At 66.7% G+C, this 25998-nt stretch carries 17 protein-coding genes; 8 read left to right on the forward strand and 9 right to left on the reverse strand.

From position 1 onward, the window contains the following. Positions 1–70: 70 nt before the first annotated feature. The 7 genes from R5H29_RS05975 (at position 71) to R5H29_RS06005 (ending at position 8666) form a co-directional block, all read left to right on the forward strand. Positions 71–2233, forward strand: coding sequence for a S46 family peptidase (locus R5H29_RS05975; RefSeq protein WP_111097983.1), 2163 nt, complete (start codon positions 71–73; stop codon positions 2231–2233). A gap of 200 nt (positions 2234–2433) precedes the next feature. Then, positions 2434–3078, forward strand: coding sequence for a histidine phosphatase family protein (locus R5H29_RS05980; protein WP_005408242.1), 645 nt, complete (start codon positions 2434–2436; stop codon positions 3076–3078). A gap of 35 nt (positions 3079–3113) precedes the next feature. Continuing rightward, positions 3114–4385 carry a bifunctional tetrahydrofolate synthase/dihydrofolate synthase gene (gene folC, locus R5H29_RS05985; RefSeq protein ID WP_332328919.1) on the forward strand — a complete coding sequence of 424 codons (1272 nt, stop codon included), beginning with the start codon at positions 3114–3116 and terminating at the stop codon, positions 4383–4385. 80 nt (positions 4386–4465) lie between these two features. Further along, a complete protein-coding gene (locus R5H29_RS05990; RefSeq protein ID WP_021202992.1) occupies positions 4466–5509 on the forward strand; it encodes an SPOR domain-containing protein in 1044 nt (347 codons plus the stop codon). A 46-nt stretch (positions 5510–5555) separates the two neighbouring features. Further along, positions 5556–6335: a CvpA family protein gene (locus tag R5H29_RS05995; protein WP_019659549.1), complete on the forward strand. Its 780-nt coding sequence runs from the start codon at positions 5556–5558 to the stop codon at positions 6333–6335. A gap of 30 nt (positions 6336–6365) precedes the next feature. Further along, positions 6366–7832 carry an amidophosphoribosyltransferase gene (gene purF / locus R5H29_RS06000; protein ID WP_019659548.1) on the forward strand — a complete coding sequence of 489 codons (1467 nt, stop codon included), beginning with the start codon at positions 6366–6368 and terminating at the stop codon, positions 7830–7832. 9 nt (positions 7833–7841) lie between these two features. Further along, entirely contained in the window at positions 7842–8666 is an 825-nt protein-coding gene (locus R5H29_RS06005) for a ferritin-like domain-containing protein (RefSeq protein ID WP_155029009.1), read from the forward strand. 22 nt (positions 8667–8688) lie between these two features. Here R5H29_RS06005 and R5H29_RS06010 read toward each other — a convergent pair whose 3' ends face one another. Continuing rightward, positions 8689–10146 (reverse strand): phospholipase effector Tle1 domain-containing protein, encoded by a 1458-nt coding sequence (locus R5H29_RS06010; protein ID WP_332328920.1) that lies wholly within the window; start codon positions 10144–10146, stop codon positions 8689–8691. Between the two features lie 225 nt (positions 10147–10371). On the opposite strand from R5H29_RS06010, the gene R5H29_RS06015 reads away from it, so the two are divergent. After that, positions 10372–11625 carry a M12 family metallo-peptidase gene (locus R5H29_RS06015; protein ID WP_019659545.1) on the forward strand — a complete coding sequence of 418 codons (1254 nt, stop codon included), beginning with the start codon at positions 10372–10374 and terminating at the stop codon, positions 11623–11625. Between the two features lie 87 nt (positions 11626–11712). Here R5H29_RS06015 and lpxH read toward each other — a convergent pair whose 3' ends face one another. The 8 genes from lpxH to phoR all read right to left on the reverse strand — a co-directional run bounded on the left by lpxH (position 11713) and on the right by phoR (position 25989). After that, on the reverse strand, positions 11713–12459 hold the full coding sequence (gene lpxH, locus R5H29_RS06020; protein WP_019659544.1) for a UDP-2,3-diacylglucosamine diphosphatase: 747 nt from the start codon (positions 12457–12459) through the stop codon (positions 11713–11715). Positions 12460–12524: 65 nt separating this feature from the next. After that, positions 12525–13064, reverse strand: a complete 540-nt coding sequence (locus R5H29_RS06025) for a phosphatase PAP2 family protein (protein WP_010483928.1) — start codon at positions 13062–13064, stop codon at positions 12525–12527. Further along, positions 13045–14190: a glycosyltransferase family 1 protein gene (locus tag R5H29_RS06030; protein ID WP_332328921.1), complete on the reverse strand. Its 1146-nt coding sequence runs from the start codon at positions 14188–14190 to the stop codon at positions 13045–13047. Before R5H29_RS06030 ends, R5H29_RS06025 begins: the two co-directional genes overlap by 20 nt. A 143-nt stretch (positions 14191–14333) precedes the next feature. Beyond that, positions 14334–17258, reverse strand: coding sequence for a TonB-dependent receptor domain-containing protein (locus R5H29_RS06035; protein WP_227844982.1), 2925 nt, complete (start codon positions 17256–17258; stop codon positions 14334–14336). A 337-nt stretch (positions 17259–17595) separates the two neighbouring features. Next, positions 17596–20565 carry a TonB-dependent receptor domain-containing protein gene (locus tag R5H29_RS06040; RefSeq protein ID WP_227844981.1) on the reverse strand — a complete coding sequence of 990 codons (2970 nt, stop codon included), beginning with the start codon at positions 20563–20565 and terminating at the stop codon, positions 17596–17598. Positions 20566–20868: 303 nt separating this feature from the next. Continuing rightward, positions 20869–22395 (reverse strand): exopolyphosphatase, encoded by a 1527-nt coding sequence (gene ppx, locus R5H29_RS06045; RefSeq protein WP_019659539.1) that lies wholly within the window; start codon positions 22393–22395, stop codon positions 20869–20871. A gap of 170 nt (positions 22396–22565) precedes the next feature. Continuing rightward, positions 22566–24653: a polyphosphate kinase 1 gene (ppk1, locus tag R5H29_RS06050; protein WP_019659538.1), complete on the reverse strand. Its 2088-nt coding sequence runs from the start codon at positions 24651–24653 to the stop codon at positions 22566–22568. Positions 24654–24657: 4 nt separating this feature from the next. Continuing rightward, a complete protein-coding gene (phoR, locus tag R5H29_RS06055) occupies positions 24658–25989 on the reverse strand; it encodes a phosphate regulon sensor histidine kinase PhoR (RefSeq protein WP_332328922.1) in 1332 nt (443 codons plus the stop codon). Positions 25990–25998: the final 9 nt, after the last annotated feature.

A 25998-nucleotide genomic window follows, 5' to 3' on the forward strand; every position in this document is an offset into this window, starting at 1 on the left:
GACTTCCGGGGTTCGGGCCGGGGCAGGGCGGCGGGCTACAATCGAGGGTTCCACTACCAGGGGCCGCTCCATGCGCTCGAACCTGCTTGCATTTTCCATCGTCGCCAGCCTCGGGCTGGCCCAGGTCGCCCATGCCGCTGAAGGCATGTGGGTGCCGCAGCAGCTGCCGGAAATCGCCGGCCCGCTGCAGAAGGCCGGCCTGAAGCTGTCCCCGCAGCAGCTGTCCAACCTGACCGGCGACCCGATGGGCGCGGTCGTCGCCCTCGGCGGCTGCACCGCCAGCTTCGTCTCGCCGCAGGGTCTGGTGGTCACCAACCACCATTGCGCGTATGGCGCCATCCAGCTGAATTCGACCGCGCAGAAGAACCTGATCAAGGACGGCTTCAACGCGCCGACCCTGAAGGACGAACTGAGCGCCGGCCCGAACGCCCGCGTGTTCGTGCTCGACCAGATCACCGACGTCACCGCCCAGGCCAAGGCCGCCATCGCCGCCGCCGGCAATGACCCGTTGGCCCGCAGCCGCGCGCTGGACGCCTTCGACAAGGCCCAGGTTGCCGCCTGTGAGGCCGATGCCGGTTTCCGCTGCCGGCTGTACAGCTTCTCCGGCGGCAACACCTACCGCCTGTTCCGCAACATGGAAATCAAGGATGTGCGCCTGGTCTACGCGCCCCCGGGCAGCGTCGGCAAGTTCGGCGGCGACGTCGACAACTGGATGTGGCCACGCCACACCGGCGATTTCTCGTTCTACCGCGCCTACGTCGGCAAGGACGGCAAGCCGGCCGCCTTCGCCGCCGACAACGTGCCGTACCAGCCCAAGCACTTCCTGAAGTTCGCCGACCAGCCGCTGGGCGCCGACGACTTCGTGATGGTGGCCGGCTACCCGGGCCGCACCAACCGCTACGCGCTGGCCGGTGAGTTCAACGAAACCGCCAGCTTCACCTACCCGACCATCGCCAAGCACTACAACGCGGTGCTGAAGCTGATCGCCGACGCCGGCAAGGCCGACGCCGACGTCAAGGTGAAGTACGCCGCCACCGCCGCCAGCATGAACAACGTGGCCAAGAACTACCTGGGCCAGCTGGAAGGCTTCAAGCGCATCGACGCCGCTGGCCAGAAGCAGGCTGAAGAAGCCGCCGTACTGGCGTGGCTGAAGAAGCAGGGCGCTGCCGGCAAGCCGGCCCTGGCCGCACACGCGCAGCTGCTCAAGCATCTGGATACCAGCAAGGCCACCCGCGAACGCGACCTGTTCGTCGGCCAGTTCAACAACACCTCGGCCGTTGGCGCGGCGATCACCCTGTACCGCCTGTCGATCGAGCGCAGCAAGCCGGATGCCGAACGCGAAGCCGGTTACCAGGAACGCGACCTGACCACCATCGAAGGTGGCCTGAAGCAGATGGATCGTCGCTACGTGGCGAAGATGGACCAGCAGCTGCAGGCCTACTGGCTGGAGCAGTACGTGGCCCTGCCGGCCGCGCAGCGCGACAATGACGTGCTGAACAAGTGGCTGGCCGGCAGCGATGCCGCTGCGGTGAAGTCGGTGGTGGCCAAGCTGTCGGGCACCGAGCTGGGCAGCCTGGATGCACGCCTGAAGTGGTTCAAGGCCGACCGTGCCGCGTTTGAAGCCAGCAGCGATCCGGCCATCCAGTACGCCGTGGCTGTCATGCCGGCACTGCTGAAGCAGGAAGAGCAGAAGAAGATCCGCGAAGGCGAATCGCTGACCGCGCGCCCGCTGTACCTGCAGGCCGTGGCCGACTACAAGAAGAGCCAGGGTGAGTTTGTCTACCCGGACGCCAACCTGTCGCTGCGCATCACCTTCGGCAACGTCATGGGCTATGGCAAGGACGGCGTGACGTACACCCCGTTCACCACCCTGGAAGGCGTGGCGGCGAAGGAGACCGGTGAAGATCCGTTCGATTCGCCGAAGGCGCTGCTCGATGCGGTCAAGGCCAAGCGTTACGGCGGCCTGGAAGACAAGCGCATCGGTTCGGTGCCGGTGAACTTCCTGTCCAACCTGGACATCACCGGCGGCAACTCGGGTTCGCCGGTGCTGGACGCCAACGGCAAGCTGGTCGGCCTGGCCTTCGATGGCAACTGGGAATCGGTCAGCTCCAACTGGGTGTTCGACCCGGTGATGACCCGCATGATCGCCGTCGACAGCCGCTACATGCAGTGGATCATGCAGGAAGTGGCGCCGGCGCCGCAGCTGCTGAAGGAACTGAACCTGGCGAAATAAACCGGTTGCGGTAGTGCCGGCCGCTGGCCGGCAAACACGACCCGATGGCCGGGAATTCCGAAACCCCGCGACCCACGTCGCGGGGTTTTTTCATGCCCGGCCCGGCCCGGTGCGCCGAACAGGTATCATCCCTGTTCCGCGTGCTTCACAGGATGTGAACGAAACGCGGAAACCTCCTCCCCCCAGGACCCCTTGCACGCATGCGCATCCTGCTTGCCCGCCACGGCGAAACGCCGTGGAACGCCGAAGGCCGCTACCAGGGCCAGATCGACATCCCGCTTTCGCCGATCGGCGAAGCCCAGGCCCAGGCCCTGGGTGCCCGCCTGGCCTCGGTGGACATCACCCGTGCCGTCGCCTCGCCGCTGTCGCGCGCGCAGCGGACCGCGCAGCTGGCGCTTGGCGCCGCCCGCGCCGACATGCTGCTGACCGAGCCGGAGCTGCAGGAAATCGCCCACGGTGAATGGGAAGGGTTGCTGGCCAGCGAGATCCACGAGAAGGATCCGTCGCGCCTGCAGGCCTGGCGCGAGGAGCCGGATACGGTGTTGATGCCCGGCGGCGAATCGCTGCGCCTGGTGCTGGAGCGCAGCTGGCGTGGCCTGGCCCGCGCCACCGAAGGCCTCGGCGAGCACGACACCCTGCTGGTGGTTGCGCACGATGCGGTCAACCGCGTGATCCTGTGCAAGGTGCTGGGCCTGCCGCTTTCCCGGCTGTGGACCTTCCGCCAGGCACCGACCACGCTCAACCTGCTCGAAGGCGCCGACCTGGACAGCCTGGAAGTGGTGCGCCTGAACGACTGCGCCCACCACACGCCGTTCTTCGGCGAAGCCAAGCACCGCGCCCTCTGATCCCCGAACCACCTGCTTCTGCTGGAACCCCTGCCGTGACGAACACCCCGACCACCCTGGCCGACTGGCTGGACTACATTGAACGCCAGCACCCGGCGACCATCGACATGGGCCTGGAGCGCGTGCGCGCCGTGGCCACCGCGATGGGCCTGGGGGCGCCGGGCAAGCGCACCATCGTGGTTGGTGGCACCAACGGCAAGGGCTCGACCGTCGCCTTCATCGAAGCCATTGCACGTGCCGCCGGCTGGAAGGTTGGCGCATACACCTCGCCGCATCTGCTGCGCTACAACGAGCGCGTGCGCATCGACGGCCAGGACGTGGACGATGCGGCGCTGGTTGCTGCGTTCAACGCCGTCGAGGCCGCACGCGGCGAGACCACGCTGACCTATTTCGAGTACGGCACGCTGGCCGCGCTGCAGCTGTTCGCCGACGCCGGGCTGGACCTGGCGGTTCTGGAAGTGGGTCTGGGCGGTCGCCTGGATGCGGTCAACATCGTCGACGCCGATGTGGCCGTGATCACCACTGTGGACATCGACCATGCCGAATGGCTGGGCGAAGACCGCGAAGCAATCGGCACCGAGAAGGCCGGCATCATCCGTGGCTGGAAGCCGGTGATCCTGGGTGAGACCGACCCGCCGTCGAGCGTGCTCGCACGGGCCTACCTGGTGGGTGCCAACGCGATCCGCGGCGGCAGCGACTATTTCTACGAGCCGATCGATGCCCAGCGCTGGCGCTGGCGGGACGTTGGCCTGCGCATGGAACTGCCAACCCCGGCGCTGGCCGGGCCGATCCAGCTGGCCAATGCGGGTGCCGCCATTGCTGCGCTGCGCGCGCTGGACAAGCCGGTGCCGCGCGCGGCGTGGGCCGCTGGTATCGCGGCGGCGCGTATCCCGGGTCGGCTGCAGGCGTTCGAGCGAGATGGCGTGCAGATCCGCGTCGACGTCGGGCACAACCCGCAGGCGGCGGGCCAGCTGGCCCGCGCGCTGAAGGCCGAAGCGTCGGCCGGGCGCACCTTGGCGGTGTATGCCGCATTGCAGGACAAGGACGCGGTGGGTGTGGTGCAGGCATTGCAGGGCGTGGTTGGCGAGTGGACCCTTGCCGGCCTGGACGGCCCGCGCGGCCAGAGTGCCGCCCAGTTGCAGGCGCGCCTGGCCGAGACCGATGCTGGCAGCGCGCAGCAGGCCGCTTCGGTCGAGCAGGCGCTGGCGCAGGTACTGGACCGGGCCGAGCGCGGTGACCGCGTACTGGTGTTTGGCTCCTTCCATACCGCCGCCGCCGCGTTGCAGTGGCTGCAGCGCAACGCCTGAGCCACGTTCAGCCAATCCCGACGCCGTCCGGTCCGGCACCCGTATAATCGACCGCAACCTCCGGACAGTTGCCGCCTCACGTGGATACGCCTCTGAAACAGCGTCTGATTGGTGCCATCGTGCTGGTCGCACTGGCCGTGATTTTCCTGCCGATGCTGGTCAAGGGACCTGCACCGGACAGCGGTGTGGCCTCGGTGCCGATCGCCGCGCCGGACGCGCCGGCCGATGGCCAGTTCGAAACCCGTGAACTACCGCTGGTGGCTCCGGCCGGTGGTGCCACCGGCCTGCAGACCGGGCAGGCCAAGCCGCTGCAGGACGCCGCCACGCCGGCCACTCCGCCGACCGTGGACACCTCCCCGGCGGTTGCTGCCGGCAACTACGCCGTCACCTTCGGCGCCTACGGCAGCAAGGCCGACGCCGATGCCGTGATTGCCTACCTGCAGCGCTCGCAGCTGCCGGGCTTCGCAGAAGCGACCACCATCAACGGCCGTCAGGCATGGCGTGTGCGCGTGGGGCCGTACGCCGACCGTGCACAGGCCGAGGCCGCCCGCCTGCAGGCGGTGAAGATCCGTGCCGATGTGAAGGCCGAAGTGATCACCCTGGATGCCGCAGCGGACAGCAGCGCCCCGGTGGCAGCCACCCCGGCACCGGCTACGCCGAGCGCCAGTACCCCATCCGCCGCCACCGCGCCGTCGGCCAGCAGCAACCCGGTGCGCAGTGAAAGCCTGCCGCCGAGTACGCCGACTGCAACGACCACTCCGGCGGCCAAGCCCGAGCCGCCGAAGCCGGCGCCGAAGCCCGAAACCCCGAAGCCCGAGCCGAAGCCGGAGGCCACCGCGAGCAAGCCGGCAACGGCCCCGGCCACGCCGGCAGCACCGGCCGCCAGCGGCGTCGGCTTTGCCGTGCAGCTGGGCGCGTTCGGCCAGGCCAACGATGCCAACGCCCTGCGCGACAAGGTCCGCGCCGCCGGCTTCAGTGCTTTTGTCGAGCAGGTGCGCACCGAAAAGGGCACCCTGCATCGCGTCCGCGTCGGGCCGGTGGCCAACCGTGGCGATGCCGAGCAGCTGAAGGCGCAGGTCGCCGCCAAGGTCGGCGTCGCCGGCATGGTCCGGCCGCACCCATGACCCACGCGCAGCCGCGTTGCCAGCGCCGCCGAAGGAGCGGGGCGCCATGATCGACGTGGTGCTGCTGATCGTGATCGCCGCCTCCACCCTGCTGGGGATGCTGCGCGGCTTCGTCGGCATCGTCATTGGCACCCTGTCGTGGCTGCTGGCCGCGTGGGCGGCCTTCGCCTTCGGCAATGATGCCGCCCATTGGTGGGCTGCCCCGGCGGCCCCCGGTGGCGAACACTTCGTCGGCGGCTACCTGGGCGTCGGTATCGGCGTGATGATCGTGGTCGCGGTGATCGGCATGGTCATCAAGGCTCTGGTCCACCGCAGCATGCTGACCAGCCTGGACCGCCTGCTGGGCGGGGTGCTGGGGGCCGTGCGGGGCGGCCTGATCGCCGCGATCCTGCTGCTGCTGGGCAGTTTCACCCCGTTGACTGCCGAGCCCTCCTGGCAGCGCTCGGCGGTGCGGCCACTGCTGAATCCCACCGTTGCCTGGATGAACAGCAAGCTGCCGCACTGGGAGGTTCCCGGGGCCGATCTGCTGCCCAAGGCCTTGCCGACCGACGCGCTGTCCCCATCTGCATTGATGGAGTTGGGCAAGAACGCAGGCGCCGGGTTGGGAAAGCCGGGCGCGGCAGGCGATAATGGCATCCTCAACCAGGTAGTGGCAGGCAGCGGATGGCTGCGGCCTGCGAAAGCGGAACAGGGCGATTCCTACGATCCGGCGGAAGTGCGCCCGGATGCTCCTGCACTGCCGGACAGTATCGAGCCGGGCGATCCGGCCAACGTCGACCGCGTGCGCGGCGACCACCGCGGCCAGGTACGGCCACCTTCCTTGTAACTGGGCACAGCCCAGCGGAGACCTCGCATCATGTGTGGCATCGTCGGAATCGTCGGCAACCAGAACGTCGCCGGGCAGTTGTATGACGGCTTGACCGTCCTCCAGCACCGTGGCCAGGATGCGGCGGGCATCGCCACCGCCAGCGGCAGCCGCCTGCGCGTGCAGAAGGCCACCGGCCTGGTCCGCGATGTGTTCGATGCCCGCACCATGTCCACCCTGGAAGGCAGCGTGGGCATTGCCCACGTGCGCTACCCGACCGCCGGTTCGGAAGGCATGGACGAGGCGCAGCCGTTCTACGTCAATTCGCCGTACGGCATCGCGCTGGCCCACAACGGCAACCTGATCAACACCGAGGTGCTGCGCCAGCAGGTGTTCGAACAGGACCGCCGCAACGTCAACACCGATTCGGACAGCGAAGTGCTGCTGAACGTGTTCGCCTACGAACTGGAACAGCAGCGCCAGCTCAGCCCGGAAGCGGCCATCCGCGCGGTGGCCGGCGTGCACCGCCGCTGCAAGGGTGGCTATGCAGTGGTCAGCGTGGTGCTGGGCCTGGGCCTGGTCGCCTTCCGCGACCCGCATGGCATCCGTCCGCTGGTGCTGGGCAAGCGCAGCCATGCCGAGGGCGACGAGTACATCGTGGCGTCCGAGTCGGCCGCGCTGGACGTGCTGGGCTTCCAGCGCGTGCGCGATGTGCAGCCGGGCGAAGCGCTGGTGATCACCGCGCGTGGCGAGCTGTTCTCGGAGATCTGCGCCGAGCCGGCCGAGCACACCCCGTGCATCTTCGAATACGTGTACTTCGCGCGCCCGGACTCGATGATCGACAACGTCTCGGTGCACAAGGCGCGCATGCGCATGGGCATCAAGCTGGGCGAGAAGATCCTGCGCCTGCGCCCGGACCATGACATCGACACCATCATCCCGATCCCGGACACCTCGCGCGACGCGGCGCTGGAAATCTCCAACGTACTTGGGGTGAAGTACCGCGAAGGCTTCATCAAGAACCGCTACATCGGCCGTACCTTCATCATGCCGGGGCAGGGCGAACGCGTGAAGTCGGTGCGTCGCAAGCTCAACCCGATCCACCTTGAGTTCCGCAACCGCGTGGTGCTGCTGGTGGACGATTCGATCGTGCGTGGCACCACCAGCCAGCAGATCGTGCAGATGGCCCGTGACGCGGGCGCGCGCAAGGTCTATCTGGCCAGCGCCGCGCCGCCGGTGCGCTACCCGAACATCTACGGCATCGACATGCCGGCGGCCGAGGAACTGGTCGCGCACAACCGCACCGTGGAAGAGATCGAAGCCCACCTGGGCTGCGACTGGCTGATCTACCAGGACCTGGAAGACATGGAAGCGGCAGTGAGCGAAGGCAACCCGGCGCTGCGCAGCTTCGATTCGTCCTGCTTCAACGGCCACTACCCGACCGGCATTGAACCGGGCTACTTCGAGCGCATCCAGCAGCTGCGGTCGGACGACGCCAAGCACAAGCGGCGCGCCTGAGGACCAGGCGTGGTCGATGTACCCGACGTTGGTGGCGACCTGCTGCGCGCAGCGCAGCAGTGCCTGGCCGAAGCCGACCCGCTGCGCAAGGTTGCGCTGACCCAGGCGTATGCGGCCGCGTTCCGTGCCGGTCGCCTGAAGGTGGTGGCCGATGCGCCACCGCCGGAACCGATCCGCATGCCGGGCCGGCCAGCGCAGCTGATGCTGGTGCATCCGCGCGAAGTTCCGCGGCGCGGACTGGGTGGCGTGGAAGGTCGGGCTGCCTTCATCCACGCCATCGCCCATATCGAACTCAACGCGATCGACCTGGCTTGGGACGCGGTGTACCGCTTCCGTGGCCTGCCGTCGGCGTTTCATGCCGACTGGGTCAGCTGTGCCGACGACGAATCGCGGCATTTCATGCTGCTGCGCGAGCGCCTGCAGGTGCATGGCCACGACTACGCCGACTTCCCCGCGCACAACGGCCTGTGGGAAATGTGCGAAAAGACCGCGCACGATGGCCTGGCACGCATGGCGCTGGTGCCGCGCGTGCTGGAAGCGCGAGGCCTGGACGTGACGCCCGGCATGATCGAGAAACTGCGCAATGTCGGTGATGGCGAAACCGCCGATGTGCTGGAGGTGATCCTGCGTGAGGAAGTGGCGCATGTTGCCGCCGGTTCGCGCTGGTACCGCTGGTACTGCGACCGCGCCGGTGTCGAGCCGCGCGCACGTTTCAAGGAACTGCTTGTGGAGTATGCCGGCGGCTACCTGCACGGGCCGTTCAACATGGAAGCGCGCCTGCTGGCCGGGTTCGATGCGGATGAGCTGGCCAACCTTGTCGAGCAGGCCGGCTGAGAACAGGGGAGGTCCCCTTTTCTTATGCGTTCGGCAACACCACGCGCTTGCCATCCACGGTTGGCCGGTTGATATAGAACAAGCCAGGGCCTGGCCGGTACGGCAGTTCGCTGACGCCGGCATCGGCGGCGTAGGTCAGTGCGGTGTCGCCCAGCGCATCGAAGTTCCAGTGCGCCGACTGCATCAGGTAACGCCGACGCAGCAGCGCCTCCTGTGTCGCCGTCAGTGGCTGTCCGGCCACCAGGCGCCGTGCGATAGGCCGCAGGGCGGACGGCAGTTCCCAGCCGGGAACCTCGGCGGCATTTGCAGTCCATTGCACGCCGGCATCGATGGCCTGCTGCTGCATCACCTGCAGTGCGATCAGCTGGTAACGCCAGTCGATGGGCCGGCGCAGTACCACGGCGGCGGTCACATACAGCACCGGTGACAACAGCACGCTGCGGCTGCCGGCGCGTCGCTGCTGCTGCCACTGGTGCCAGACATCCACCCAGATTTCCTTCTCGTCCACGCCCAGCTGCTGTCGCCAGCGTTCGGCATCGGCCTGTGTTTCAGCATAGGCCGTGGTGGCCTGCAGCATCGCCAGTGGAGGAATCTGGTAGTCGGCAACCGCGGGGCGGCGCAGCAACTGCCGGCGCGGGCGACTGAGCAGCTTGGGCCCTTCCTCGAGCTGGTTGTAGCCGCCACCGATGTTGGCGTGCACGCCGGGCAGAGCAATCTCGGTGAACGGCGGCGCCACGCTGGTCAGTGCATAGTGCTGGCGATGTTCATCACGCGCGGTGAGCTGCACGACGTGGCGTGCGATGCCACTGCGCAGCGCCAGTTGCGGCTGTTCCTCGGCGCGGCCGCCATTGACCGCGACAACGGTGTCGAACAGCCCGATGAAGCGCAGCACCGGCGTGGACGGGGCGAAGTTCGCAGTGCAGGACAGGCCGGCGGCCTGTAGCAGCTGGCGCCAGCGCACGCCGTCCCAGCCCTGAAGTTGGTTGGCGATGTCACGTGCGGCAGCAGCGCCGCGTGAATAACCGAACAGGTCCAGCTGCACGCCATGCAGCGGTCGCTGCCAGCGTGCGGATAGTCCCGACAGTGCGGCCGGAAGCAGCACCTGCAGCGCGCGCTGCACTTTCGCGCGCACACCACTGGCGCCGATGCCGAACGCCAGTCCGATCAGGTCGTCGTCGGCATCGTCGCGGGTGCCCACGCCTTCCACGTAGATCGACAGCGAAGGTGTGGCCATCGCATCGCGGCGGCTGTCCGGATACAGCTGCTGCAGGCGTGCGATGTTGGTCAGGCCGTTGTCGTAGCTGCTGGTCAGCCGGCTCTGGTAGGTCGAATCGTCATCCGCACGCAGCTGCGCCGGACGTGGCTGCGGAACCCGGGGGCGACCGCGTGCCAGGTTGTGTGCGTTGTTGCGGGTGCCATCGAAGAACAGGCCTATCCGCAGCAAGCCGACATCTTCGTCCGTGTCCTGCGATGGAGCCATGTGCATGTCCCGTCGTGGCTACGTCACGGTAGCGCGAAAGCGGTGTATTGGCGAAGTGTAGTGACGCTTTTGACCTTAATTAACGTAGATGCGGTGGATCACAGTTCCTGATTTTCATCTCCGTCTTCTATTGAATTCACACGGCCCACGCAGGCCATATGGCCCAACCCGGCAAACCCGGGCGTGCTGCATCAACGCTGTTCACATCATTCAAGGAGCGACGCAATGTTGTCCAGATCGATTGGCAAAGCGGCAGGTGGCCTGGTGTTGGGTTTGTCGGTGGCAGCGGCCGCGCAGGCGGCACCGTTGTTCGAGCCAGTGACGGTCATCAGCCGTGCATCGGCAAACAGTGAGCCCGCGCTGGGCAAGCTGCTGGCCACCCCGTCCACCGCGACGGTACAGGAAGTGCGTGTCGATGCAGCTGCCACCGCGCAGCCGCAGCTCGAGTTCGAACTGCTCGGCCGGCGCGTGCAGGCGGTGCGCAGCAAGGTGGAGGCGCTGCCCGATGGCGGCAGCATCTGGTACGGCCAGTTCCGCTCCCCTTCGGACAAGCTGACCGCTGCCACGTCCAATGGCCAGGACGATCCGGGCAATTCGCTGATCCTGGTGCGCTCGGGCGACACCATCACTGGGTCGATCCGCAAGGACGGCAAGCTCTATCGCCTGCGCCCGCTGGGCAACCGCCACGTGCTGGTGGAAGTGGACGAATCGCGGATGCCGGCCGACCATCCGGCCGACTACAACCAGCTGCCGAAAATCCCGATGGGCGCCAACGATCGCATCGGTACCGCACAGGCGTCGTCCGGCACCCCGGCCACCATCCGCGTGCTGGTGGTGGCGACCAATGCGGCCGTGGCGGCCTATGGCGGCAACATGCAGTCGCTGGTGCAGCTGGCCGTGGCCGAGTCCAACCAGGGGTATGTCAACAGCAACGTGGGCATCACCATGCAGCTGGCCCGCTACGAGACCACCAACTACACCGAATCGGGCAGCTTCGATACTGATCTGGCCCGCTTCCGTGGCACCAGCGACGGCTACATGGACAGCATCCACACCAGCCGGAACACCTACACGGCGGACGTGGGCGTGCTGCTGATCAACAACAGTGCGTACTGTGGCCTGGCCTCGGGCATAGGCTCGACGGCTTCCACCGCCTTCGCGGCGGTGTACTGGGATTGCGCGACAGGCTATTACTCGTTCGCGCACGAGATCGGCCACCTGCAGAGTGCACGGCATGATATCGCCACCGACCCGAGCACCTCGCCGTACGCCTATGGCCATGGTTATCGCTATGAGCCGTCCAGCGGCACCGGCTGGCGCACGATCATGGCCTACAACTGCACCCGCAGCTGCCCGCGCCTGAACTACTGGTCCAACCCGAACATCAGCTACAACGGCATCCCGATGGGCAACGCCAGTACCGCCGACAACCAGCGCGTGCTGGTCAATACCAAGGCCACCATCGCGGGCTTCCGCTGAGGCCAGGCGCCGGCCAGGGGCGGTGTCTGCCCGGGTGCGTGCACCTGCCCGGGTAGATGCCAACCCTGGTTGGCACCCTGCGATCCATCATTCGCGCGCGAGCGTATCCAGCGACCAGCCGCCGGCATCCACGCGCAGCACCGATCCCTGTTCGTACCAGTCGCCCAGTACGATGCGGGTGCAGGTGCGTCCACCGGCCTGCAGCGTGTGCACCGCCGGGCGATGGGTGTGGCCATGGATCATCGTATCCACGCCGTGGCGCACGAAGGTGGCATCGACTTCGGCCGGGGCCACGTCGGTGACGGTCTCGAACTGTGCGCGGTCACCCTGCTTCATTTCCGCCTGGCGTGCCTGGCTGGCATCACGCGCCTTCTGCGCGAAGGCGATGCGCGCGGCCAGCGGCTGCGACAGGAACTGCGCCTGGAATGCCGGGTCGCGCGTCTGCGCGCGGAACTGCTGGTAGGGAATGTCGTCGGTGCACAACAGGTCGCCGTGCTGCAGCAGCACCGGGCGGCCGTACAGTTCGATCACGCAGGGGTCGGGCAGGATGCGCAGGCCGGCGCGGCGGGCATAGTCCTCGCCGAGCAGGAAATCGCGGTTGCCGCGGATGAAGTACACCGGCACGCCGCTGTCGAAGAGTGCCTTCAGTGCGTCGGCCACCGCATCGGCGGCGGGTGAGGGCGTGTCGTCGCCGATCCAGGCCTCGAACAGGTCGCCCAGGATGTACAGCGCATCGGCGCCGGGCGCCTGGTCGCGCAGGAAGCGCAGGAACAGGTCGGTGATCTCCGGACGGCTGGGGTCCAGATGCAGGTCGGAAATGAACAGCGTGGTCATGCCTGCATTCTAGGCCATCAACGATGACGGTAGCGCCGGGCCACGCGCGGCCGGTGCAGCGGCCATCACACCGGCAGCGGCAGCCAGGCCAGGCTGGCCGAGGCCAACAGGATGGCGATGCCGGTGGCGGCCAGTACATCGGACGGGTAGTGCAGGCCCAGTACCACCCGCGACAGCGCGACGCCGAAGGTGAAGGGAACCAGCAGCGGTGCCAGCCACGGGTAGTAGGCCAGCGCGACGATGGTGAACGACACCGCGTGCAGGGTGTGCCCGGAAGGGAAGCTGAACTCGTCCAGCGGCGCCACCCAGGCGCGGATGCGCAGATCGGCCGCATACGGGCGAGGGCGTCGGGTCCAGCGCTTGAGGCCCTTGTAGAGCAGCAGTGCGGCCAGCCCGGTGGCGGCCATGTGCACCGATGCACGCAGTCCGTCGAAGCCGTCCAGCAGCACCAGTGCGCCCATCAGCACGTACCAGAACACGCCATCGCCGAGCCGGCTGATGACCGAGAACAGCCGGCGCACACGGCGACGCCGGCAGTAGTGGTTGGCCCGGCGGCACAGCCGTGCTTCGCGGCCGGCCAGCAGCTCAAGCGGCGTAGTGCGCATGGCCGCTCCTCCGCGACTGGGCCAGCTCGGCCAGCAGCGCATCGAATTCGGCAACCACCTGTTGTGGATGCAGGCGCTTCATCGCACGCGCGGCGCTGCTGCCCAACTCGCGGCGCCGTGCATCATCGGCGGCCAGCTGCACGGCTGCCTCGATGAACTGCTCATCGTTTTCCACGGCCGCGCCGTTCTCGCCGTCACGCAGGTATTCGCGAGCCGCGCCATAGTCGAAAGCGACGGTGGCCAGGCCGCTGGCCATGCTTTCCAGGGTCACGTTGCCAAAGGTCTCGCTGCGGCTGGGGAACAGGAACAGATCGCCGCTGGCGAAATGCCGGGCCAGCGAATCGCCGCGCTGGATGCCGCAGAAGATGAAATCCGGGTTTTCATGTGCCAGTTTTTCGCGGGCTGGGCCATCGCCCACCCATACGAAGCGGGCTTTGGGCCGGATCTGCTGCAGTCGTCGGAAGGCTCTCACCGCCAGGCCAAGGTTCTTTTCCGCGGCGATGCGGCCGACGTAGATCGCGACCAGGCCATTGCCGTCCACGCCCCATTCCTCGCGCAGCGCCGGGTCGCGCCGGCCGGGATCGAACTGCTGGCTGTCGACCGCGCGCGCCAGCAGGCGCACGCGGTCGAAGCCCTGTTCAACAAGGAACTGCTGCAGTTCGCGGGTGGGTACCAGCGTTGCGTCGGCCTGGTTGTGGAACCGGCGCATCCAGCGCATCGCAGCGGCCTGCAGCCAGGCGACGCCGTAGTCGGGCAAGTACTCGTCGAAGCGGGTGTGGAAACCACTGGCGACCGGAATGCCAAGGCGGCGCGCGGTGCGCAGCGCCGACCAGCCCAGCGGGCCTTCGGTGGCGATGTAGACCGCATCGGGACGCTGCTGCTGCCAGTGGCGGTTGAGCCGGATCGGTGCAGGCAGGCCGAAGCGCAGGCCGGGGTAGCGCGGCAGTGCGGCACCCGGAACCAGCAGCGTGCCTGGCGCCGAGTCCAGCGCTTCGCTGGTCTGGCGTGGCCGGATCAGGTCGATTTCATGGCCGGAAGTGCGCAGTCCCTGCTCCAGGCCCTGCACGGTGAGGGCAACGCCGTTCACTTCCGGCGGGTAGGTCTCGGTGACGATGGCATAGCGCATGGCGGGCCTCCGGGTTTCCGGCATGCTCGGGCCTGGCGATGTAGCGGATATGACCGCTTTGCGACCACGGGATGACGGCCGTCCGGTTGCCGTGGAGCCACGGCCCCGAAGGGCCGTGGCGGTGCTGCAGCAAGCGCGGTGGATCAGAAGCGCTGCTGGTATTTCATGTAGATGAAACGACCAATGTCGAAGCCACCGTAGTAGGAGAAATTGGCGCTCGGCTGGCTGTACATGACCGGACCCTGGCGGCCGAACACATTGTTGGCACCGATCGAGACGGTCGCATCCCATGGCAGGTTGTAGCGTGCCTGCACGTCGTGGAAGGTGACCGATCCGCGACGGTTGTAGTCACGGCTGCCGCTGAACCATGGTGCGCGCTGGTCGGGGTGCGAACACTCGTTCGGATACTCATCAACGCCCAGGCAGCGCTCCTTGACCGCAGAGAAGTAGCGCAGGCCCCAGGTCAGGCCGAGGTTGCCGCGTTCCCAGCCCAGCGATGCGTTGGAGCGCACGCGGAAGCCGATGCCACCGTCGGTGGCGATGCCATTGCTGGGAATCGGCGGTACATCCGCCTCGTTGGTGGTCCGTTGCTCCGCAGCGACCACATAGGTGGTCTTCCAGTCGGCGCTCAACGTGCCCCAGGAGGTTTCGATCTTGTGGCCGATCTCCAGGTCATAGCCTTCGGCCTGGCGGAAACCGCTGTTGCGGCTGCCATAGCTGAGCGTGTTGACGATGCCCAGCTCCGGGTCGCGGGTAAAGCTGCCGCAGCGCTCGGCGATGCCCAGTTCGTAGCAGTCGCGGAGGATGTCGTTGGGGTGGTCGGCGACAATGGTGTTGTCGATGCGGATCTTCCACCAGTCCAGCGCGATGTTCAGCCCTTCGGCAAACGTCGGGCTCCACACCAGGCCCAGGGTGCGGCTGGTAGAGGTTTCCGGCTTCAGGTCGGGATTGGAACCGTTGGTGAAGGGCAGCGGTGTCTGCCCGCTGCTGCCGGTGATCGGCTCATTGCCCTGGCCGAGCTGGCGGTAGCTGTCTGCATTGGCGATGTCGGCGGCGCAGCGTGCACGCACCTCCGGGCTGCTGGCGGCCGCGCCATACACCGTATCGCAGGGGTCACGGAAGCCGGTGGTGAAGGTCTGCGAACCCCCACCGTACAGATTCGCGATGGTCGGTGCACGGAAGCCCTGCGCCCAGGTGCCACGGACCAGCAGCTGGTCGATCGGCTTCCACGACACGCCGAACTTGCTGTTGAGGGTTCCGCCGAAGGTGGTGTAGTCCGAGTAGCGCGTTGCCGCGTCGAGGGTCAGCTGGCGTGCACCGGGGAGGTCGTGCAGCAACGGCACGCTCAGCTCCAGGTAGGCCTCGTCGACGCGGTAACCCCCTCCAGTGGGGCCCGCCGCCAGGTTGGTGGTGGCACCGGTCTGGGCCAGCGCGTCGGGAATGAAGCGCCCCTCCTCGCGGCGGCTCTCCACGCCCAGGGCGAAGCCCAGTTCCCCCGCAGGCAGCGTGGCAAGGCCTCCACTGAGGCTGGCGAACAGGTTGCGGGTGGTGTTTCTGCCACGGGTGATTTCCTCGGGGAACAGCCAGTCCTGCAGTTCGCTGTTGCCGGTCAGGCCGTAAGGGTCATCCTGGCCATACGGCACCAGCGGATTCCAGGGCTTGCAGCCGGCAATCGGTGCCTCCGGTGTACCGCATTCCACCTTGCCGGTGGCCGGGTTGTAGAACGAAGGGCCGGTGGAATCGGCGACGCGCTGCTTGTGCAGGTTGCCGGTGGCACGCTGCTCCAGTTCGCTGCGGTTGTACTGGTAGCCGGCTTCCCAATCGAACTCGCGACCGACGAACTGGAAGCTGCCTTCAAACGCGGCCACACCCTGCCAGGTGGTCAGTTCGCTGATGCTGACCCGCGGAATCTCCCAGGTGCGGCGGTTCCAGTGCACGTCGCTTGGGTGTTCATAGCCGTGGTGGCTGCCGAACGGGTTGAACCAGCTGTCGGCGGACATCGGCGTGATGCCGGCCGCAGCGGACTGGAACGGATAGCCGGCGACCTGGCGCGTGGTGGTACGCCGGTTGTAGGCCAGCTGCGTACTGAAGCGGACCTGGTCGTTCATATCCATGCGTGCGTCGACAAAGAGCGAATCGCGCTTGATCGGTGTCTGCACGTGCATCTGCTCGTTGCTGTTGCTGACATCACCGGTGAACGGTGTGTTGTCACTGAGGTGGAAACTGTCCGGCCCGCCCGGCTGGCTGCCGCGGTCGAGGGAATAGCTGCAGCCACGGCTGCTGCTGCAGCCCGGGCCCTTGAAGCCGACGATGCGCCCCCACTGGCCGACCGTGGTCCAGCCATCGTCCGGATGACGATCGGTGTAGCTGTAGGCGCTGAAGCCGCGGTCCTTGGCCCATACGCCCTTCTCTTCGACATGCTCGGCGGCGACGCTGATCGAGGCGCGGTCGTTCGACCAGCCGGCAACCACGTCGTACTGGGTGCGCGCACCGTCACCTTCGCTGAACTGCCCGTGGTAGACGTTGGCCGCCACGCCCTGGACGTTGCGCCGGGTGATGATGTTGACCACGCCGGCCATCGCGTCGGAACCGTAGATGGCCGAAGCGCCGTCCTTCAGCACTTCCATGCGCTCCACGGCAGCGGCGGGAATGCTGGAAATGTCCTGGTAACCCGAAGTGGTCATGCCCAGGCGCTTGCCGTTGACCAGCACCAGCGTGCGCTGCGCCCCCAGCCCGCGCATGTCCACGTAGCTGCCGCCGGAGGCTTCGCCACTGCTGAGCGGGCTGGCGCGGCTGAGCGCGGGGCTGCCGGTCGCGGTCAGGTTCTGCAGGATGTCCGCGACGGAATTGAAGCCCTGCCGCTCGATGTCGGCGCGGCTGATGGTCAGCACCGGCTGTGCGGTTTCCAGGTCGACCTGGCGGATGCGCGAACCGGTGATCTCGATACGGTCCAGCGTGGTGGCTTCCGGTGCATGCTGGGCGAATGCGGGGGCGGCCAGTGCGGTGGTGGCCGTCATCGTCAGTGCACGACGGATCGCCAACCCCAGTTCGGGAATACGGATGGTCATGGGTCTCTCTCTCGGTCTTCGAAGTCTTCGGAACACAGCCAAGCGGGGCTGCGTAAATGCCACCGCGGTGGTGGACGTTCGAACCTAGTGAAGACGGGCGTGGAGACGTATGGGCAAACGACGAAAGCACCGTAGACAGTCGTGACGCTTCTGCACAAAGCAGAAGTAAATCAATCGATTGCTGCAAACAGTGGCCGTGCGGCGGAAGCAGATCAGAGGACCGTGCCCCTGATTGAACGCATCAAGGTCAATGTGGAAAGCGACAGTCTGCGCGGAGGCAGAAAAAAACCACGGCCCCGAAGGGCCGTGGTCGTCGAGCTTCAACAGCGTGGATGGATCAGAAGCGCTGCTGGTACTTCATGTACATGAAACGACCGATGTCGTAGCCACCGTAGTAGGAGAACGACGAGTTCGGCTTGCTGTACATCACCGGCGCTTCCTTGCCGAACACATTGTTGGCACCCACCGACACGGTTGCCTCCCACGGCAGGTTGTAGCGGAACTGCACGTCGTGGAAGGTTACCGCGCCCCGCTCGTTGTAGGCGGTCGGCGACTTCAGCCACGGAGCCAGGAAGGTCGGATCGGAGCATTCGTCGGCATACCGCGAGGCGTTGAGGCAGCGCTCCTTCACACCGGAGTAGTAGCGTGCCGTCCAGCTGACGCCGAAGTCACCCACATCCCAGCCCAGCACCAGGTTCGAGCGCACGCGGAACGCAAGGCTGGTAGCGGTGCCGATGGTGTTGGCAACGCCGTTGATCGGCGTGATCGCATCGCGGACATCATTGGTGGAGCGGTAGACGTTCTTGCTCACATAGGTACTGGTCCAACCTGCGCTCAGCTTGCCGTAGCCGGTGTCGACGCGATAGCTGACATCCAGGTCGTAGCCCTCGGTCTCGGCGAAACCGGCATTGCGGTTGCCGAACTTCAGGCCGGTGACGATGCCGTTGGACGGATCGCGGGTGAAGCGGCTGCAGCGCGATTCGATGCCCTGCTCATAGCAATCCTTCAGGATCTGGTTGGGGCTGTCACCGACGATGGTGTTGTCGATGCGGATCTTCCACCAGTCCAGCGCCACGTTGAAGTTGCTGAGGAAGGTCGGGCTCCACACCAGGCCCAGCGTTTTGCTGGTCGAGGTCTCCGGAACCAGCAGCGGGTTGGAGCCGGACACGAACGGCGTCGGGGTGGCATCCTGCGCCGTGGTTACCGGCGTGTTGCCCTGCTTCAGCTGGCGGAAGTTGGCTGCATCGGCGATGTCACGTGCGCACCGTGCGCGGACTTCGGCACTGCCTTTGGCCGAGCCGAACACGGTGTCGCACGGGTCGCTGAACTGCGCGAAGGTTTCCGAACCACCACCGTACAGATCGTTGATGGTCGGTGCGCGGAAGCCCTCGGCCCAGGTACCACGGACCAGCAGCTGGTCGATCGGCTTCCACTTGAAGCCGAACTTGCTGTTGAGCGTGTTGCCGAAGGTGTTGTACTTGGAATAGCGGGTAGCGGCATTGAAGCTCAGCTCGCGTGCGCCGGGCAGGTCGGCCAGCACCGGCACGTTGAGTTCCAGGTAGGCTTCCTTCACGTTGTAGCTGCCACCGGTCGGGCCAGCGGCCAGGTTGGTGGTGGCACCGGTCTGGGCGAGAGCGTCGGGGGTGTAGCGGCCATCTTCCTTTCGGCTTTCCACACCGAAGGCGAAGCCCAGGTCGCCGGCCGGCAGGGTCAGGATGCTGCCGGACAGATTGGCGAACGCGTTCTTGGTGGTGGTCCGGCCGGTGGTGTGCTCCGCCGGGAACAGCCAGGCCATCAGCTCTTCATTGCCGGTCAGTCCGTTCGGATCGTTTCTGCCGTAGGGCACCAGCGGGTTCCACGGCGTGCAGCCGCTGATCACCGCGCCCGGACGGCCACACATCACCTTGCCGGTGGCCGGATCCAGGAACGACGGGCCCACGGCGTCACGCACGCGCTTCTTGTGCAGGTTGCCGGTGGCGGTGGCGGTCAGCTCGTTGCGGTTGTACTGGTAGCCCACGTCCCAGTCGAAGTAGCGCTGGCCGATCTCGAAGCTGCCATCCAGCGACACTACCGCACGGTAGGTCTTCAGTTCGCTGGTGCTCACGCGCGGGATTTCCCAGGTGCGGCGGTTCCAGGCCACGTCGGTTGGCCTGGCATAGCCGTGCTGGGTGCCGAACGGGTTGAAGTAGCTGTCCTTGGACATCAGGCCGGTGGCGGTCGGGTCACCGGAGATGGACACCGAGCTGGACTGCAGCGGGTAGCCTGCAATCTGGCGCTCGGCCGAACGCTTGTTGTAGCCGAATTCGGTGCGCAGGTTGACCTGGTCGGTGATCTTGAAGCGACCGTCGAAGTACACCGAATCACGCTTGAGCGGATACATGACGTGCATCTGTTCGTTGGCGTTGCTGACGTCGCCGGTGAACGGGGTTGCGTCGGTCAGGTGGTAGTTGGCCGGGTTGGTCGGGTCAGCGCCGCGGTTGAGCGAGTAGCCACACCCCTGGGTGGCGTTGGTGCAGCCCGGGCCGCCCTTCAGGCCGGTAACCTGGCCCCACTGGCTCAGCGTGGTCCAGTTGGAGGCGTCGTTCGGGTGGCGGTCGCTCACGCCGTACTTGCTGAACCAGCGGTCCTTTGCCCAGACGCTCTTTTCTTCGGAGTGCTCCAGTGCCAGGGTCAGCGACACGCGATCGTTGCTCCAGCCGCCGACCACATCGAAGCGGTCACGGGCACCGTCGCCTTCGCTGTACTGGCCGTGGTAGACATTGGCGGTCACGCCGTTGACGTTGGAGCGGGTAATGATGTTGATCACGCCCGCCATCGCGTCGGAACCGTAGATGGCCGAGGCGCCGTCCTTCAGCACTTCAATGCGCTCCACCGCAGACACCGGCAGCGAGGACACGTCCTGGTAGCCGGAGGTGCTGATGCCCAGACGCTTGCCATTGACCAGCACCAGGGTGCGCTGCGCGCCCAGGTTGCGCATGTCGATATAGGTGCCGCCGGTGTTCTCGCCAGCGCTCAGCGCGTTGGCACGGCTGATCGCCGGGCTGCCCATCGCGGTGACGTTCTGCAGGATGTCGGCCACCGAGCTGAAGCCCTGGCGCTCGATGTCCAGCCGGCTCAGTGCCAGGACCGGCTGTGCGGTCTCCACGTCCACCTGGCGGATGCGCGAGCCAGTGATCTCGATGCGATCCAGGGTGGTCGGCGCGGCGGTGCCGCCACTCTGGGCGAACGCAGGCAGGGCGGCCAGCGCCGCCGTGGTTGCCAGGGCGTAGCGGATGGCCTGCCCCAGGGGGGTAGTACGTGAAGTCATGACGAGCTCTCTCTCTCTAAGGTCGTGCAGGGACGCCAAAAAGGGCGTCGAAGAAATCGGCCGCCGACAAGCGGACCGATGACCCGATAGTAGTCTCGTTGGTTAAGTCTCTGTAAAGAGGATATGTCGGTTTGTACCAGCTTTCTTCATCAGATTTCACGAAAGCTCAACAAAAGCAGTCGCTTAGCGGTCACGCTGAATGCGCTTGCTCGACATGATCTGCTGCATCGCAGCAGATCTATGCGGGGCACGTGCGCCAACTGTAACGGTGTGTGACCTACTCCCCTCGTGGGGGCGCGGCGCTCAGGCCACGAACGGCCGGAACTGGATGCCCAGCCCGGCGATGCCATCGGTCTCGCCGATCAGGTCCGCGCGCAGCAGCGGCCGGGCATCGATGAAGGCCTGCGGCACGATCAGCGACAGGCGGTTGTCGTCGGCGGTCAGTTCCAGTGCCGGCAGCGGATCGTCCTCATGGGCACGGTTGAGCAGCACCGCCAGGCGCAGCAGGGCGGCCAGCCGGCGTGCGGTCAGCAGCAGGCGCTCGGGCAGGGCGTCGAAGGCGGTCTTGGTTACGCTGCGGCGGTGGCTGCGCACCAGCGCGGCCAGCATCTGCTGCTCCTGGCGCGAGAAGCCGGCGATATCCGAGTGCTCCAGCACATAGCTGCCGTGCACGTGGTAGCCGCTGTGCGCGATCATCAGGCCCAGCTCGTGCAGGCGCGCGGCCCAGCCGAGCATGCGCGCATCGTCGGCATCGAGCCTCCAGCGATCCTGCACCTGTTCCAGCAGCGACAGCGCGGTCTCCTGCACCCGCTCGGCCTGCACGGTATCGATGCCGTAGCGCTGGCTGAGTGCGGCCACCGATTCATCACGCAGGTCGTTCTCGCCGGCGCGGCCGACGATGTCATACAGGATGCCTTCGCGCATCGCGGCCTTGCTCACCAGCAGTTTCTGCAGGCCCAGCGCCTGGAACGCGGCTTCCAGTACCAGGATCCCGCCGGCGATGATCGGGCGGCGGTCGCTGGACAACCCGGGCAGCTGGATGTCGTCGATCTTCTTCGCCTTCAGCAGTTCATCGCGCAGCTGCGGCAGGGCCTCGGCGGTGATCGCGCCCTTGCTCAGCTTCATCGTTGCGCAGATCTCGCTGATCGCCTTGTGCGTGCCTGAAGAACCCAGGGCTTCCTGCCAGCCCAGCGCACGGTACTTGCTGGCGAAGGGCTGGAACTCACGGCCGATCTCGGCCAGCGCATCCTTCCAGCGCTTCTTGCTCAGCTTGCCGCCAGGGAAGAAACGCCGTGTGCTGGCGATGCAGCCGGCCTGCAGGCTTTCGCGCTCCAGGGTCTGCATGCCCATGCCGATGATGAATTCCGTGGAGCCGCCGCCGATATCGATCACCAGCCGGCGCTGGCCGGGCTTGGGTGGTTGCGCATGGGCCACGCCCAGGTAGATCAGGCGCGCTTCTTCGCGACCGCTGACCACTTCGATGGCATGCCCGAGCGCGGTTTCGGCGGGAACCAGGAACGACTGCGGCGAGCGCAGCTGGCGCACGGTGTTGGTGGCCAGCGCACGCACCCGGTGCGGCGGCACATTGCGGATGCGCTGGCCGAAGCGGGCCAGGCATTCCAGTGCACGTTGGCGTGCAGCGGAAGAGAGACCACCCTTGCCATCCAGGCCATCGGCCATGCGCACCGTCTCGCGCAGGCGGTCGATCACCCGCAGCTGACCGAGCGTGTAGCGCGCGATGACCATGTGGAAACTGTTGGAGCCAAGGTCGATGGCGGCCAGCAGGTCGCCATCCTGCAATGCGGGCGGAGTCGTGGTGGTATGCGGCATGGACGAATGTTAGCCGAAGGGGCGGTGTGCTCGTCACCGCGCGGCCTTCACATTTTGGAAGGAGGCGTGCAGCACGATGGCAAGGGGTCAGATCCCGCTGTGGGTGGGTGCCGACCGTTCGTCGGCACTGATCGAATCCCGACCAGCGGTCGGGATCCACCGGGGCAGGACTACAGCCCCTGCATCAATGCCATCTGCGCGGAATGCGGCGCTTCGTCGTGCGCCGGCGCGCGCTTGTGGTAGATGCCGTCGGCATCCAGTTCCCAGGCGTTGAGATTGTCGTCCAGGTAGTTCTGCAGCACTTCGCGATAGACCCGCTTGGCCAGCTCCGGGTCGAGGATCGGGAAGCAGGTCTCGACCCGGCGCAGCAGGTTGCGCTCCAGCCAGTCGGCGCTGGCGCAGTACATTTCCGGAGCGCCGTCGTTGCCGAACCAGTAGACGCGGCTGTGTTCCAGGAAGCGGCCGACGATCGAGCGCACGCGGATGTTGTCCGAGATGCCCGGCACACCCGGGCGCAGGGTGCAGGCGCCGCGGATGATCAGGTCGATCTGCACGCCGGCCTGCGAGGCCGCGTACAGGGCGCGCACCACCTGCGGTTCGTTCAACGCGTTCATCTTGGCGATGATCCGCGCCGGGCGGCCGGCGGCGGCGATGCGCGTCTCGCGCTCGATGCGGCCGAGGATGCCGGTATGCAGAGTGAAGGGCGACTGCAGCAGGCGCTTGAGCTTCATCTTCGAGGCGAGGCCGGACAGCTGCTGGAACAGCAGGTGCACGTCGTTGCCGATGTCCGGGTCAGCCGTGATCAGGCTGATGTCGGTGTACGCGCGGGCGGTTCCGCTGTGGTAGTTGCCGGTGCCCAGGTGTACATAGCGGCGCAGTTTGCGGCCTTCGCGGCGCACGATCAGCAGCATCTTGGCGTGGGTCTTGTAGCCGACCACGCCGTACACCACCTGCACGCCGGCCTCCTGCAGGCGATCGGCCAGGCCCAGGTTGGCTTCCTCGTCGAAGCGCGCGCGCAGTTCAACCACCACGGTCACGTCCTTGCCGTTGCGCGCGGCCTGGATCAGTGCATCGACGATCAGCGAATCCTTGCCGGTGCGGTACAGGGTCTGCTTGATCGCCAGCACGTTCGGATCGATCGCCGCCTGCCGGATCAGGTCCAGCACCGCGGTGAAGGCATCGAACGGATGGTGCAGCAGCAGGTCCTGGCGTGTCACTGTCTCGAAGATGCCGTCGCTGTCGCGCAGGGTGCGCGGGGTCATCGGCGGGTACTTCAGGTCCGGCTGCGCGATCAGGTCGTACAGCTGGATGATGCGGTTGAGGTTGACCGGGCCATCAATGCGGTAGACCGCGTTCTCGGTCAGGCCGAAATTCTGCAGCAGGGTGCGCACGATCTCACGCGGCATGTCGTGGGCGATCTCCAGGCGCACCGCCGGCCGGTAGCCGCGGTCCACCAGCTCGTCGCGCAGCGCCAGCGCCAGGTTTTCCACTTCCTCCTCATCCACCACCAGCTCGGAGTTGCGGGTAACGCGGAACTGGTAGGCGCCCTGGACTTCCATGCCCGGGAACAGCTCATCGACGAAGGTGGACAGCACCGACGACAGGAACACGAAATTCTGTGATCCGCCCAGCTTTTCCGGCAGCTGGATGATGCGCGGCAGTGAGCGCGGCGCACGCACGATGGCCAGGTGGCCGGCGCGGCCGAACGCGTCGGTGCCTTTGAGCACCACCACGATATTCAGCGACTTGTTGAGGATCTTCGGGAACGGATGCACCGGGTCCAGGCCCAGCGGCGACAGCACCGGCATGATCTCGTTGCGGAAATACGCGCGCAGCCAGCGCCTCTGTCGATCGGTCCAGGAATGGCGGCCGAGCACGCCGATGCCGGCGTCCATCAGCGCCGGGCGCAGCGTCTCGTTCCAGCAGCGGTACTGCTGGTCAACCAGTTCGGCGGCGCGGTCATGAATGGCGCTGAGGATGGCCTGCGGGCTCATCCCGTCCGGTGCCGGCGGCAGGCCGAACTCCTGCGCGTGGCGCACGGCGGCGGCGCGGATCTCGAAGAACTCGTCGAGGTTGGTGCAGGAGATGCACATGAAGCGCAGGCGCTCCAGCAGCGGCACCTGCGGGTCCATCGCCTGGGCCAGCACGCGGAAGTTGAAATCCAGCTGCGACAGCTCACGGTTGATGTACAGCGCCGGGTCGCGCAACGGATCGTTGTCCGGGCTCACGGGGAGGGGGAGGGATCCGAGGCTGCTCATGGCGTCATTCTTCGATGGAGGTCAGGGGGGCGGACTCGCGCGGGCGCACGTGGTCGGCATCGAAATGGCAGGAGAACACCGAGCCCTTGCCGACTTCGCTTTCGATCTCCAGCCGTGCGTGGTGCAGGCCGAGGATGTGCTTGACGATCGACAGGCCCAGTCCGGTACCGCCACTCTCGCGTGAGCGGCTGCTGGAAACCCGGTAGAAGCGTTCGGTCAGGCGCGGCAGGTGCGTGGCGGGAATGCCGTAGCCGGAATCGCGCACGGCCAGCACGGCGCCGTCGCCCTCGCGGCGGAACTCCACCGCGATGCGGCCACCGGCCGGGGTGTAGCGCACCGCGTTGGTGACCAGGTTGGAGAAGGCGCTGTGAAGCTCCTTGGTCGAGCCCTGCAGGTCGACGCCGGCCAGATCGTCGATGCTGATCTGGTGGCGGCCCTGGCTGTGCGCTTCGGCCTCGCGGCGCAGGGTTGCCAGCATCGGCTGCATGGCCACGGTCTCTTCCTCGCTGTGTTCCTGCGATTCCAGGCGCGACAGCGTCAGCAGGTCTTCCACCAGCTGGGCCATGCGCTGGCTCTGCTTGCGCATTTCCTCCAGCATCGGTCCGGTTCCCGGGAAATCCTCCGGGTCCATCATGTCCAGGTAGCCGTGGACCACGGTGAGCGGCGTGCGCAGTTCGTGTGAAACATTGGCCACGAAGTCGCGGCGCACCTGTTCCAGGCGAAGCAGCTTGCTGACGTCACGCGCGATCAGCAGCCAGTAATCCGACGAATAGGGAATCAGGCGCAGATTCAGGCGGATCGCCGGGTCGACCGGCGAGGGCACGTCCAGGATCGGCTCGGCGTTGCGGCCACCGGCCAGCCAGTGCGCCAGCGGCATTGGCTGCAGGCGTTCGACCAGGGCCTCGCCAAGGTCGCCGGGATGGTGCAGGCCGAGCAGGGCGGTAGCCGCTTCGTTGAACCACTGCACGCGCTGGCTGTTGCGGTCCAGCACCACCACCGCATCGGGAAGCGCGGCGGCAGCGGCGCGGTAGCTGCGCAGCATGTCCAGCAGGCGGCGCTTGCGTACGCGCATTTCCACCTGGTTGCGGTACAGCAGGCGGTCCAGCTCGTTCCAGACGCCGCTGCCTTCCTCGGCGGTGTCCCAGCGCTGGCGAGCGGTCAGCCGGCGCAGAACGCTGCGCAGGCGCCAGTAATGCCAGGCCAGGGTCGCCAGCGCGCCCAGTGCGATGCACAACCACAGATGGCCCGTGAACCACCCCACCAGTCCGGCGAACAGCAGCACCGCGGCAACGGTGGCCAGGGTCTTCAACCAGGCAGAGCGGATGTGGCGGGGCATTGCGATCTC

The sequence above is a fragment of the Stenotrophomonas sp. A3_2 genome (genome assembly GCF_036624925.1).
Classification (GTDB): domain Bacteria; phylum Pseudomonadota; class Gammaproteobacteria; order Xanthomonadales; family Xanthomonadaceae; genus Stenotrophomonas; species Stenotrophomonas hibiscicola.

Excerpts from the sequence above, each read along its gene's own strand:
- R5H29_RS05975 (WP_111097983.1), top strand. The coding sequence starts at position 71 with ATGCGCTCGAACCTGCTTGCATTTTCCATCGTCGCCAGCCTCGGGCTG.
- R5H29_RS05980 (WP_005408242.1), top strand. The coding sequence starts at position 2,434 with ATGCGCATCCTGCTTGCCCGCCACGGCGAAACGCCGTGGAACGCCGAA.
- R5H29_RS05995 (WP_019659549.1), top strand. The coding sequence starts at position 5,556 with ATGATCGACGTGGTGCTGCTGATCGTGATCGCCGCCTCCACCCTGCTG.
- purF (WP_019659548.1), top strand. The coding sequence starts at position 6,366 with ATGTGTGGCATCGTCGGAATCGTCGGCAACCAGAACGTCGCCGGGCAG.
- R5H29_RS06010 (WP_332328920.1), bottom strand. The coding sequence starts at position 10,146 with ATGGCTCCATCGCAGGACACGGACGAAGATGTCGGCTTGCTGCGGATA.
- R5H29_RS06015 (WP_019659545.1), top strand. The coding sequence starts at position 10,372 with ATGTTGTCCAGATCGATTGGCAAAGCGGCAGGTGGCCTGGTGTTGGGT.
- lpxH (WP_019659544.1), bottom strand. The coding sequence starts at position 12,459 with ATGACCACGCTGTTCATTTCCGACCTGCATCTGGACCCCAGCCGTCCG.
- R5H29_RS06025 (WP_010483928.1), bottom strand. The coding sequence starts at position 13,064 with ATGCGCACTACGCCGCTTGAGCTGCTGGCCGGCCGCGAAGCACGGCTG.
- R5H29_RS06030 (WP_332328921.1), bottom strand. The coding sequence starts at position 14,190 with ATGCGCTATGCCATCGTCACCGAGACCTACCCGCCGGAAGTGAACGGC.
- R5H29_RS06035 (WP_227844982.1), bottom strand. The coding sequence starts at position 17,258 with ATGACCATCCGTATTCCCGAACTGGGGTTGGCGATCCGTCGTGCACTG.
- R5H29_RS06040 (WP_227844981.1), bottom strand. The coding sequence starts at position 20,565 with ATGACTTCACGTACTACCCCCCTGGGGCAGGCCATCCGCTACGCCCTG.
- ppx (WP_019659539.1), bottom strand. The coding sequence starts at position 22,395 with ATGCCGCATACCACCACGACTCCGCCCGCATTGCAGGATGGCGACCTG.
- ppk1 (WP_019659538.1), bottom strand. The coding sequence starts at position 24,653 with ATGAGCAGCCTCGGATCCCTCCCCCTCCCCGTGAGCCCGGACAACGAT.
- phoR (WP_332328922.1), bottom strand. The coding sequence starts at position 25,989 with ATGCCCCGCCACATCCGCTCTGCCTGGTTGAAGACCCTGGCCACCGTT.